4 protein-coding genes are annotated in these 13,137 nt (G+C 75.5%); all 4 read right to left on the bottom strand.

Annotation, left to right across the window (positions count from 1 at the left end; genetic code table 11):
• A partial coding sequence (locus G3I41_RS15450) for a beta-ketoacyl synthase N-terminal-like domain-containing protein (protein ID WP_275408417.1) occupies window positions 1-3,819 on the bottom strand: 3,819 nt, incomplete at its 3' end.
• 51 nt (window positions 3,820-3,870) lie between these two features.
• Complete coding sequence (locus G3I41_RS15445; protein ID WP_164400783.1) at window positions 3,871-9,849, bottom strand: type I polyketide synthase; 5,979 nt, start codon at window positions 9,847-9,849, stop codon at window positions 3,871-3,873.
• A complete protein-coding gene (locus G3I41_RS15440; protein ID WP_164400782.1) occupies window positions 9,846-11,429 on the bottom strand; it encodes a PfaD family polyunsaturated fatty acid/polyketide biosynthesis protein in 1,584 nt (527 codons plus the stop codon). Before G3I41_RS15440 ends, G3I41_RS15445 begins: the two co-directional genes overlap by 4 nt.
• 57 nt (window positions 11,430-11,486) lie before the next feature.
• Window positions 11,487-12,647, bottom strand: coding sequence for an SDR family oxidoreductase (locus G3I41_RS15435; protein ID WP_164400781.1), 1,161 nt, complete (start codon window positions 12,645-12,647; stop codon window positions 11,487-11,489).
• Between the last annotated feature and the right edge of the window lie 490 nt (window positions 12,648-13,137).

Below are 13,137 nucleotides of genomic sequence, written 5' to 3'. Positions count from 1 at the left end.
CCGGGGACCCTCGGCCCCCGGGTCCCCGACGGCCCCGGACCCGGTCCCGCCCGGCTCCCGCGCCGACGGGACAAGGACAGCCGCGGTCCGCCCCGGAAGGTGAGCGGGGACCGGCGCCAGGCGCGGGGCCCGGGGGAGGGCCGGCAGGGAGGGCGCCGGATGGGGCAGACGCGGAGGCGGGACCGGCGACAGGGGCACCGAGGGCCCTGGTCCGGGGAGCTCCGCAGCGGCGTCCGCGAGCCGGCCGAGCAGTTCACCGGCGCGCACCGGCACCCCGGCGACGACGAGTTCGGCCACCGCGAGGCACAACTGCCGCAGCCCGGTGTCCCGGGGGGCGTCCAGTGCCACGGCGACGTGCTCCCGGTCGCCCAGCACCCGCTTGATCCACCCGGTGCACAGCTTCTGCGGCCCGTGCTCGACGAAGACACGGACGCCGTCCGCCCACGCCTGCTCCACCATCGCCGCGAAGTCGATCGTGCCCATGCCCTGGGCGGTGACCGCGTCGGCCGCTCCCTCGGCCGTCAGCGGATATGCCTGCCCGGTGGCTCCGCTGTAGAACCGCACGCCCGGCACCTCCGCGGTGGGGCGGTGGTGGGTCGCGCGCCATACCTCGCGGACCTCCGCCAGCTCCGGGGCGTGGGCCGCCAAGTCGTAGTCCAGCTCGACGGCGAACTCGGTGCCCAGCCCGCCCACGACGGCCGCACACGCCTCGGACTCGCCGCCGACGACACACACACCGGGCGCGTTCACCGCCAGCAGATGGACGGCGGGCTCCCCGGCGAGCGCCGCACGGACGGCATCCGCGTTCGCACCGACCAGATAGCTCGACCACCGGGAGCCCCTGATGCCGTGGCGCCGCCAGTGGCGCCGCACCGCCCGCAGCTCGCCGGTGAGTTCGGTCGTGAACAGACCGCTGTCCCGGGTCGCCTCGTACAGGCCCGAGGCGTCGGGCCAGCCACCCAGCGCGACCAGTGCGGTCGACTCACCGGAGGAGTACCCGAGCGAGGCATCCGGGCGGAGCCCGAGCACGTCCCGGCTGAACACCGTGTGACCGACCGCCAGTTCGGCCGCGCACCAGATCTGCCGGAGCACCCCGCCGGGCGGCCCGGACCGCAGCCGCGTACCGATCGCGTGGTGCGCTTCCCGTACGTCCGCACCGAGCGAGGGCAGCGCGAGCATCAGCTCGTGGCCCATTCCCTCGTACGCGGCCGAGCCGTTGGTGTACACGAACGCGGTCTGCCCGCTCACCGGCCGGTCCCGGAACCGCACGCCCGCCGGCCGCGGCCCGCCCTCGGACAGCCAGCGGCGGGCCGCCGCTGCGAGCTCCGAGGATACGCCGTCCCCGTCGGTCACGCATGCCAGCCGTGCGGGCCCCGCGTCGGAGCGCACGTCCGCGTCCATCGCGGCCAACACCTCGTGGCGGTCCGCACCGGAGTACACACGCAGGCGCGGAGCCGGCCCGCGCAGCCACGGCCGCGCATCCCCCGCGCGGAGGCGTACGTGCACGGCGGGCCCCTCCACCGGCGTCACCACGGCCCGCGCGGTGTGGGGGACCGCCCCGGTGTCGGCCGGGCCGTCCGGCCGGGGCACGGCACGGTGCTGGAGGGCGATCGCGGCGACGGCGACGGAGACCAGCCCGGACGCCGCGTGCGCGCGCCCGAAGGCCGCCGAGGGATCGAACGCCGCGTCCGGACCGTCGCCGATCACCAGATCGGGTTCGTCGTCGCACCCGTCGTCGAGCAGGGCGACGACCTCGTCGCCGTCCCTGCGCGCGGTATCCAGCAGCTTCAGTACGAGGACGACGGACGCGTCCCCCGGCTCGCTGTCATGCCCCAACTCCCTCAGTGCGGCCCGGTGCACCGCCTCGCAGGACACGTCGGCGGCGCCCACGAGCGCGGCACCGGCCTCGCCCGCACGCAGCGCTCGCGCCGCGAGCTCCAGTCCGACCGGCCCGGACGCCTCCTCCGCCGATACGGTGAACCCGGGTCCACCCAGATCCAGTTGGGTGCTGATGCGATTGGCCGCGAGGTTCGGCATGCTCCCCACCACCCCCTCCGCCGTCATCGCCGGGGCGAACGCGTCCCGCGCCCGGTCCGCCGGCACGGCGCCCGCCTGCCCCGCCTCCTCCAGCCAGTGCGGCACCCGCCACCGGGCCCCCGCACGCGCCACCTCCGGATCCACCCCCATGCCGATGACCACCATGGTCCGCTCACGCGGAAGGGTCACCGTCCGTACCGCGTCCCGGGCGGCCTCCAGGACCAGAAGCTGATGTCGTACGGTTCGCTCCAGAGCCACCGGCGGGAAGCACAGGCCCGTGAGTGCTACGGCGCACTCCTTCGCCGGACCTCGCCGTTCACCGCCCAGGACGGCCCGGCGCAGATCCTCCGCGGACGTCCCGTCACCCACCCGGGCGCCGACCGCGACGATGGCCACGGGCGCCCGACGCTCCGGAGCGTCCGGAGACCTCCGGGCCGGCCGGGGCACGGCGGGCCGGCGCACCTCGTCGGGATGGTCCACGACGACGTGGGCGTTGGTTCCGCCGAAACCGAAGGCACTCACCGCTGCCCGGCGAGGCCCCGTCCACTGCTCCGGCTCCGTCAGCACCCGCAACGGTGTGCCCGACAGCGCGTCCAGCGGCCGTCGGACACCCGGTGTGGGCGGACGCACCCCCGCCCCCAGCGCGCCGAGCACCTTCAGCAGCCCGGACATGCCCGCCGAGGCCAGCAGATGCCCGATGTTCGACTTCACCGAGCCGATGGGCACGTCCGCCGCGCCCGCGAAGACCCGGGTTATGGCCCGTGCCTCGACGGCGTCACCGACGGGCGTTCCCGTCGCATGGCACTCGACCAGCGTCACCGAATCGGGCGCGACGCCCGCCCTCGCGTACGCCAGACGCATGGCCCGCACCTGGCCCTCCTCCGACGGGCTGATCAGCCCGGCGCCGCGCCCGTCGTTGGAGAGCCCCGCGCCCCGGATCACGCCGAGCACCGGAAGCCCGGCCTCCACCGCGTCCGGCAGCCGCATGAGCGCGACGAACCCGGCACCCTCGCCGTGCACCAGCCCGTCCGCGTCCCGCTGGAACGGTCGGCTGCGCCCCGTCCGGCTGGTCGCGGACAGGGCGCAGAACCCCACATGGAGATAGAGCGGGTCGGGCCGGCTGACCGCACCGGCCACCATGAGGTCGGCGGTGCCGTCGTGCAGCCGGTCGCACGCCAGCTTCACCGCGTACAGGGAGGAGGCGCAGGCCGCGTCCAGGGACCACGCCCCGGCCCCGAGCCCGAGCGCCCGGGCCGCGAGCGCCGCCGGCAGTCCGGAGGAGAAGCGGTTACGGGCATCGGGGCGCGCACGGCGCCCGCCCCGGAGCAGAGCGTCGCGAAGCGGTGGGCGCTGCTCCGACAGCCATACGTGTTCGGCGAAGGCGGCCCCGGCCTCCGTCGGGTAGGAGAGATTGCCCAGCACCAGACCCCCGCGCGGCAACGGCCCCGGCCGGCCCGCCTCGGCGAGCGCCTGCCGGGCGCCGTACAGGACCCAGTGGAACAGCGGGTCCAGCGCACCGATCCGCTCGGCTCCGATCGCGAAACCGCTGGGGTCGAAGACGGACTCGAACCCCTCGACGTACCCGCCGGTCTCCGTCCAGGTGCGGTCGACATGGTCGTCCACCGAGCCCATGACCCGATCGCGCGGGACCCGCCAACGTCCGGCCGGGGCGGCCGACAGGCTGGTGCGGCCGGCGGCGATGTTCGCCCAGAACGTGTCGGGGTCCAGGGCACCGGGCAGCACACAGCCCCGGCCGACGACGGCGATCGGTTCGAAATCCATGCGGATGCTCACTTCAGCGGCGGGAAGGCGGAGGCAGGGGGGCCGGTGGTGTCAGGAAGGGCGGCGGACGAGTTCCACGCCGGTCAGCTCCAACAGGACACTTCCGTCGGCGTCGATCAGGGCCGCGTCGCACCGCGCGCCCGTGGCATGCGCCTTCCGGCCCCGCACCACACACCGCACATCGCCGTCCACCGGGCCGCGCCGGTGCACGCGGCACTCGGCCACCGCCATCGGCAGCGTCTCCGCTCCCAGGGCCACCTCGGCCCACAGCAGGGCGAGTTGGAGGGCGCCGTCCACCGCGGCGGCGTCCAGCGCCCAGTGAGCGCCCGCCCAGTCCAGACCGCGCACACCCGCGACGACCGCGTCGGCGCCGTCCTCCGAGACACCGCGCACCGCGCGCAGTGCATGGAACCGGGGGCCGTGGAACAGGGCCGTCCCCCCGTACGGGCCGGCCGGGCCGAGCGGCTTCAGGGACTCGGGGGCCGCCCAGGCCCCCGGGGCAGGCCGGCCGGCCCCGGTGTCCAGCACCGCCCGGCAGTACGCCGGACCGTCCTCGCCCCGCAGTTCGGCCTCGAGCCCGGACGGCGCACCGGGCGCGCCCCGGCTGCCGAGCAGGGTGAGCCGGTGCCCCCCGCCCGCCAGGTCGGGCAAGGCGCACGTCCGGTACACCCGCAATTCCCGCACGACGAGTGGACCGGGAGCCGGGAGCCATGCCGCGCCGGCACCCGCGAACCAGTTCAGGGCCATCGCCACCGGCAGCACCGGCACCTCGGCGGGCACGTGGTCCGCCAGCTGCGGCAGCGAGTCCGCGTGCACGAGGACCTGCGCCCTGGACGGGCCGCCGGCCGGTGCGACGGCCGCCGGGTCGTCCCCGGCCACCAGCACGACCCTGGGCTCACCGGCCGGGCCGGCCACCTCGGCCGTGAAGGCGGCGGCGCCCGGCGCCAGGGGGATGAGCGGCACTCCGGACCGGCGGAAGTGCGCCGCGAGGGACGGGGTGACCATCCCGCCCTGCCAGGGCCCCCAGGCAACGCACCGCACCAGGCAGCCGGGGCGGCGGGCCTGCTCCGCCGACGCCACCTGGTGCAGGATCTCGTTGGCCATCGCGTAGTCGCACTGCCCCGGATTGCCGAACACGGCGGCCACCGAGGAGAACAGAACGATCGTGTCCAGAGGATCGTCGGCCGTGGCCGCCAGCAGGGCCCGCAGACCGTCCACCTTGGTGGACATCACCAGCTCGGCCTGCTCGTCGGTCTTGTCGGCGATCCGCTTGTCGGCCAGCACCCCCGCGCCGTGCACCAGGCCGGTGACCGGGCCCCACGTGTCACGGACCTCGCGCAGGGCCGCGGCCACGGCATCCCCGTCGCGGGTGTCCACCTGGACGTACCGCACGGGGGAGCCGGCCGCCTCCAGGGCCGCCAGTGTCGCCCGCACCTCTCGCGCGGCCAGGATCTCCCGCGCCCGGGCCGCGATCCGCGCGGGTGACGCGCCCGACGCGGCCCCCTCGGCACGCCGGGCCAGCAGGCGGGTGAGCGCTTCCTCGTCGGTCGCCGCGCCGAGCCCGTCGGGCTCGGCGTCCGGGTCGGTCCTGCCCAGCAGCGCGATCCTCGGACGGTGGGCCCCGGCCAGGTCCCGCAGGGCGGCGGCAGTCACCCCCCGGGCGCCGCCGGTGGCCACGATCACCGAAGCGGAGGTGATCCGGACGTCACCGGAGAGGGCGGCCGGGGCGGGCAGCAGGCGCGGGACGTGCCGTGAGCCGTCGGCCCGGAGACCGGCCTCCGGGTCGGCCCCGCCGTCGAGCAACTCCCGTACGACCGCCTCGGCGACCGCTTCGTCGTCCCGGCCGCCCCGCTCGCAGTCGATGGCCCTGCACGACCCGTCCGGCCACTCCTTCGCCGCTGTCCTGACCAGTCCGGCGACCCCGCCCAGCCAGGCACGCTCGCCGCCGCGGCCGCCGAGGCCGAAGTCGCCTCCGGTGTCCTGCACGGCCACGAACAGGGCACCGCCCTCGTCCGCCCGCGCCGCCACCGTGCGCGCCGCACGGAGCGCCGAACGGTGGACCTCCCTCGCCTCGTCCGGCGCACCGGCCGCGGTCAGCGCGCCGAGATGGACGACGGCCCGCGCGCCCGACGGCACCTCGGCCAGGGCGGTGGCGTCCACGCCCCGCTCCACCAGCTTCCGGGCGACGAGACCGGTCAGCCCGCATCCGTCCGGACCCTCGCCGGTGATCACGACCGGCCCGTCCAGCAGCCCCGCCGTCGCCAGGCCGGACGCGGGGGTCTCCACCAGGTGCGGCACGAGCCGCGTCAGGGTCACGTCCTCGCCGGAGTGGGCATCGGGGACGGGAGACCCGGCCCCCTCCGGAGCGCCGTCCTCCGGGACGGCGGCGGGCGCCTCCACGGGCGCGGGACCCGTGACCAGCGCATCGATGATCTCGCGCAACGTGCGGAGCCGCCCCAGGTGCCCGACGTCCCCGGACGCCAGGTCGCCCACTTCGCGGCGGACGGCCGACAGGATCTCGACGCGCTTGATGGAGTCGACGCCCAGATCCGCCTCCAACTCCATGTCCACGTCGAGCATCTCGGCCGGGTAGCCGGTGAGCCGGGCCACCACCGACAGAAGGACGTCCCGCAGTTCCGAGGGCGAGAGGGACCGCGGCACGGCGTCATCGGCCGGAACGGACGCGATGGCCGCGGCCGGTGCCGGAGCGGCGGGGGCAGGCCCGGCCGCCGGGGCGAGGGGAGCCGGCGGTACGGGTGCGAACGCGGGAGCCGGCACCGCCTCCGCCGCGGGCGCCGCGGGCCGGGGGGCCGGCAGCGGTGGTGCGGGAGCCGGAAGGACGGGCGCGTCCCCGACGAGCGGGACGCCGAGCATCGCGGACATGCTCGTCTCGGTCATCCGGAGAAACGCCAGGTGGCTGTCCACCAGCATGCGCTGACAGGCCGCGTGGGCCTCCGCCGTCTGCCGGTGCATCCGGTCCACGGCCGCGTACAGGTCCGGGCCCAGCGGAATCGGCGTCCCGGGCTCGGTGACAGCCTCCGCGGTCTCCGGGGGCACGGGCACGGGGGAGGGGAGGTACGCGGGCATGGGGGCCGCCTGGATCTCGGGTTCGGGTACGTGCGGGGGACGCGGCCGGGGCTCCGGCTCACCGTTCGGTCCGGCGGTCGCGGCACGGGGCGGGGGAAGCTGACCGTGGTTGGCTCCGCTGATCTTCACCGTCATTCGGGGCTCGCGCTCCTTCGCTGAGGTCTCGGGCGAGTCGTAGGGCGCCCAGAGAGCGCCGAGGTCGAGGGGCACACCGCGCACGGACAGCTCGCCGAGTGCCGCGTGCAGGCCGCCGGTTCCGCTCCGGCCGGGCCCGTCCAGGGAGACGGCGGTGTGCGGCCGGTCGCCGAGGGTCTGGCCGGCCAGAACGGTCAGCGCGTTGCCCGGGCCGATCTCGACGAACGTGCGCACCCCGCTCGCGTACATGGCTTCGATCTGGTCCTGGAAGAGCACCGGTGCGGCGAGGTGGCCGGCGATCCGGCGGCGCACCTCCTCCGGGTCCGTGGGGTACGGTGCCGCGTCCGCGTTGCCGTAGACCTCGATCCCCGGCGCTCTCAGCGGTACCGAGCGCAGGTACGCGGCCAGCGGCTCCGAGGCCGGGGCGACGACCGGACTGTGGAAGGCGGTCGACGTGGCCAGCCGCCGGGTGGCCACACCCTCGGCGGCGAACGCCTCCCCGGCGCGTGCGACAGCGTCCGCCGAGCCCGAAAGGACCACCTGGCGAGGCGCGTTGTGATTCGCGGGCCAGACGTCCCCGAACGCCCCGTCGGCCAGCACCCGCGCGACGTGGGCACGGTCCGTCGCCACGGCCAGCATCGCCCCCGGCACGCCCGCCGCATCCCGCATCAGCTCGCCACGGCGCCGGGCGAGGCCGAGCAGTGCCCCTGCGTCCAGCACGCCCGCGCAGTGCAGCGCCGTCAGCTCACCGAAGCTGTGCCCCGCCACACAGTCCGGGCGCAGCCCCAGTTGCCGCACCACCTCCAGCAGCGCCAGCGCGTGCACCGCCAGCGCCGGCTGCGCCCACTCGGTGGCGTCCAGCAGCGCCTGCCGGGCCGCGCGCTCCTCGTCGCCGAAGGCGGGCGGCGGGAACACCACACGGTGCAGCGGCTGTCTGTCGAAGGCGGTGCCTCCCAGGCGGTCCCACACGGCCTGTGCCGCGGGGACCAGCATGGCCGCGCCGGCGCCCATCCCGACGTACTGCGAGCCCTGACCGGAGAACAGGAAGCCGATCCGGCCGGGAGCCGGATTTCCGCACGCGTACCGGGCCCCGTACGGTGTGGCGAACGCCGTGCCGGGGCGCTGCCCGGCCAGCGCGAGGGCACGGTCGTACTTCTCCCGCAGGTCCTCCCCGTCGGCGGCCACGATCGCCAGGCGCACCGGGGCGGCGGGGTCGAAGGACGCCTGGCTCTCCCGGGCCAGTGCCGCGAGCGGGCGGTCCCCCTCCGCCGGCGGAGGCACCAGTCCGCCGGGGGAGTCCCCGCTGAACAGGACGAGCTCGCTCGGCGCCGAGCGGTGACGCGGCACCGGCCGGGCCCCGCCGCCCGAAGGCACGTACTCCTCCAGCGTGACGTGGAAGTTGCTGCCGCCGAACCCGAAGCTGGAGACCGATGCCCGGCGCGGATGGCCCGGAGGCCGTACCCACGGACGCGTCTCGGTGTTCACGTAGAACGGGCCGTCGGGCCGGGCCGCCTCCGGGTTCGGCCGCTCGACCTTCACCGTCGGCGGCAGCACCTGGTGGCGCAGGGCCATGACAGCCTTCAGCAGTCCCGCCGCGCCCGCCGCACACTTGGTGTGGCCGATCTGGGACTTGACCGAGCCGATCGCGCACCACTGCCCGTCCGGCCGCCGCGATGCCCCGAACACCTCGTTCAAGGCCGCCAGTTCGGCCGTGTCCCCGGCCTTGGTCCCGGTGCCGTGCGCCTCGACGAGTTCCACCGTCTCCGGCCCGTAGCCCGCCTCCTCGTACGCGCGCCTCAGGGCCCGCGCCTGGCCCTCGGGCAGCGGTGCGTAGATCGCGGTGCCGCGGCCGTCGGACGAGGTGCCGATGCCGCGGATCACCGCGTGGACGCGGTCGCCGTCCCGCTCCGCGTCCGACAGCCGTTTCAGGGCGTACATGACGACGGCCTCGCCCAGCATGGTCCCGTCCGCCGCCGCGGAGAACGGCCGGCAGTCCCCGCTGGGGGACAGTGCGGGCGTCTTGGAGAAGCACAGGAACATGCCGACGTCGTTGCCCGTGTCCACACCCCCGCTGATCACCAGGTCCGCCCGGCCGAGGGCCAGTTCACCGACGGCCGTCGACAGGGCGGCCAGCGAACTGGCACAGGCCGCGTCGGTGGTGTGGTTGATGCCGTGCAGGTCGAACCGGTTGGCGATGCGGCCCGCGACGACGTTGCCCAGCAGCCCGGGGAACGTCGACTCGCGCCACGGCGCGAACCGGGCCGAGATCCGGTCGCACACCGCCTGCGCGTCGGCCTCCGGGAACCCGCTCTCGCGGAGAGCGGCGAGCCATACCGGACGGTGTGTCCGCGCGTACATGTGCGGAAGCAGTTCCAGGGCCGCCGCGCCGAGGACCACACCGGTCCGGTCCGGATCCAGCCGCTCCCTGCCCCCGGCGTCCGCCAGCACCTGGTCGGCGACCATCAGGGCGAGCAGCTGGGAGCTGTCCGTCGACGACAGGACAGCAGGGGGGACGCCGTACGCCATCGGGTCGAATCCGACCTCCGGCAGGAAGGCGCCCCGGCGGGCGTACGTCCGGTCGGGGGCCGCCGGGTCCGGGTCGTAGTGGTCCTCGACCCGCCAGCGGGACGCGGGCACCTCCGTGATCAGGTCCCGCCCCCCGGTCACGAGCCGCCAGTATCCGGCCGCGTCCGTCGCACCGGGCACCAGGGCGCCCACCCCCACCACGGCGACGGGGTCGCGGCTGAGCGCGGAGGCACGTACCTCGTCGCCTCGGGCGGCGGGCCGCGGGACGCCCGGGCGGCTCATGCCGCCTCGCACGGAACGTACGTGAACGCCTCGGGCGGCAACGGAAGGCCATGAGTGCGCAGTTGGTGGGCACGGGTCAGTACCGCGGCCCCCTCCAGCAGGTGGAGAGCGATCCCGACCACGGTCCGGTTCGCGGGATCGGCCAGCGGTGTGCCCGAGACCCACCGGTTGAAGGACCCCATCGAAGGCCCGCACCAGATCTGGTAGTCCGCGCGCCGTGACGTCCGGCCTTCGATCGCCCAGCGGCTCGAACTGCCCAGGTACCAACGGAAGACCAGGGCCATCCGGTGCTTCGGATCCGCCTCCGCGCGCGCGATCTCGGAGGGATCGCGCCGCTCCCAGAACGACCGTGTGCGCTGCCAGGTCTCGCCGAACGACGCGCCCAGCACATCTCGTTCGAGCGTGGTCCGCAGAGCGGGCGGGATCTCCTCCAACGAGCCGTGCGCCCGGTACGCCGCGTGGAGCCGGCCGGCCCGCTGGGCGAACATCGTTCCCCGCGACAGCACTTGCAGTTTCACGCCCAGCTCGAACATGTCGGCCGCCGGCGCCATCGCCACGTCGGCGATGTCCGCCTCGCACAGCATGGCCTTGGCCTCCGGGCACAGGCCGGCCTCGACAGCGGTCTGGTTCACCGACCCCACCACCACGTAGGACGCGCCGAGGGCGAAGGCGGCGGCCACCGCGTCGGGTGTGCCGAGCCCGCCCGCCGCGCCGATCCGGACGGGCCTGCGATAGCCGTACCGCAGGCAGACCGCGTCGCGCAGCGCCGCGATCCTCGGCAGCAGAACCGAAAGCGGCCGGTTGTCGGTGTGCCCGCCGCTGTCCGCCTCCACGGTGATGTCCTCGGCGACCGGCACGCAGGCCGCCAGCTCCGCCTCCTCCCGCGTCAGCCGGCCCTGAGCCACGAGCGGCTCAAGCAACCCGCTGGGGGCGGGGGAGAGGAACCTCTCCGCCACCTCGGGCCGCGAGACCTTCGCGAACATCCGCGTATGCCGGACGACCGTCCCGTCGGCGCCCCGGCGCAGCCCCCGGGCCGCACACCACACGACGGCCGGTGTCAGCTCCATGTACGCCGACGCGGAGACCACCGGGACACCGCGGCGCAGCAGGAGTTCGGCGACGCGCTGCTCCAGTTCCGGCTCGGCCGGCGAGTGGATGAGGTTCACGCCCCAGTTCCGCGACGTGCCCAGTTCGCGGACGAGCGTGTCGACCGCCCGTGCCACCTCCGCGTACGCCAGACCGCCCGCGCCGAAGAAACCCAGCATCTCCGCCCGCGCCATCTCCGCCACCATGGCCGTGGTCGCGATCCCGTTCGCCATCTCGCCGGCGACGTAGGGAAACCGGACGCCGTGCGCTTCGCAGAACGTGCGGCCGCCGAGCCACTCCGGGTACAGCGGCGGCAGTGTCCCGAGCACCCGGTCCGGAGGCACGGGACCGAGGGCGAGCCCCCGCTCACGGCCGTCCGGCCCGCTGACCAGGTGGACGGGCTCACGGATGCGCCGGGCGCAGGCGGCGATCCCGTCGGGGGAGAAGACCTCCCGGGCCCCCACGGGGGAGCCGGAAGCTGCGAGGACGGACACGGGGAAGCTCCAACGGAACGAGGAGGAGGGGAACGGGAACAGGTGGACGACGGCGGGTCAGGCGCAGCGAACGGAGCGCGGGGCCGCCGCTCCGCCCGGCGGCACGGGCACCGTCCGGGCGCGCGGGGCCAGGCCGGCCCGCAGGTAGTCGGCCCCCACCGGGGCGGACGTGGCCGAGGCGCCCAGCAGCGCTCTGACCCGGGTGTCGTCGAACCGCCGCCGGTGCGCGAGGTAGGCGGTCGTGCCCGGGTAGAAGTCCAGCAGCGCCTCCAGGGCAGTCGGCGCGCCCGGTCGGCTGGCCACCAGCTCGACCGAGAGCGGGACGAGCCGTTGCAGCACGTCCACGAGCGTCGTCACGGGGACGTCGCGGTCATGGACGACGTGATACGTGTCGACGCCGCTCGAAGGGGGCCGTGCGGCCAACCGCACCATGACCTCGGCCGCGTGCTCCACCTGGAGGAGGTTGAGCCGGCCGTGCGGGTGCCCCACCATCCGAACGCGCGGCCGGATGTCCGGGGCGCCGGCCCGCTGCCCCCCGGCGCCGGTGCTACCGCGCGCCTCCCGCAGGATCCGTTCGATTACCTGGAGCGGGTGTGACGGCAGCTCGGGATGCGGCGGCAGGTCGGTGACCAGGATGCTCGGCCGCAGGACCACGACCGGCCGGCCGTGCGTCCGTGACCAGTCGTGCACCAGCAACTCGGCCTCGTACTTCGAGCGTTCGTAGGCGTTCTCGAAGCCGCAGGCGTCGTCCAGCTCGTCCTCGTACGCCACGCCGTCGCGCCGGGCGCCGGCCACGAACGCGGTGCTGACGTGGTGAACCCGGGGCCTGAGCCGGCCGGCCGCGGCCAGCTCCAGGACGTGCCGCGTCCCTTCCACGTTGGTCCGGCGCAGCTCGGGGAGGTCTTCTTCCAGATTGATGCTCCCCGCGCTGTGCCAGAGCGCGCCGATCGTGTCGGCCAGCTCGTGGAACGCCCGCTCCGGCAGCCCCAGCCGGGGCTGCGCCAGGTCGGTCTCCACCACCCGCAGCCGTTCGGGGAGCGCGTCGGTGAACGCCGGGGCGGAGCCGGTCAGTTCGAAGAACCGGACGATGCGGTGCAGCGCGTCCCCCGAGCCGGCGTGCGCGAGCACGGTCACCGACCGGTGCGTGTCGAGCAGACGACGCAGCAGACGCAGGCCGAGGAATCCGGTGGCGCCGGTGAGGGCAACGTGCACGGCCATGGCTCCAAGGGCTACGGATAGGGACAGCCCGCGCCCGCCGCGTACGGCGGAGCACGGGACGGCTGCGGCGACCGGGAACGGCGCGCAGCCACTCCGGGCGGCGCCGACCTCGCCGTCGGCTCCACGGGCCCTCCCCGAGCACGTTGATCGTCGACGCACGGCACACCATGTCAGACGGCGGGCGAAGCGGAAGACCTCGATCCGGGCGGCTCACCCGAACGAAGTACACCCCGCCGCAGCGGGCGCGCACGTCAGTGCGGGGGCTGTGGACCGCCGGCCCCAAGCGCACACCCCTGCGCGCCCATGGCATCCGTAGGGGCGCGCGCCCGTCGCGCGTCCCTCCTTCGGGGGAACGTGCCGGCCGCCCCCGAGGAGACCGCGGGCCAGGTGCCGGAGCGGCGACCGGCAGGAGCCGGTGGCGCGCGGCGCAGGAACGGCATGGCGGTCGGGCCGCCGCTGCGCTGCGCGGAGGACCGCGGCCGGCCGATTC

The sequence above is a fragment of the Streptomyces sp. SID9727 genome, from assembly GCF_010550605.1.
GTDB lineage: Bacteria > Actinomycetota > Actinomycetes > Streptomycetales > Streptomycetaceae > Streptomyces.
This window is presented reverse-complemented; position numbering and strand designations above follow the sequence as displayed.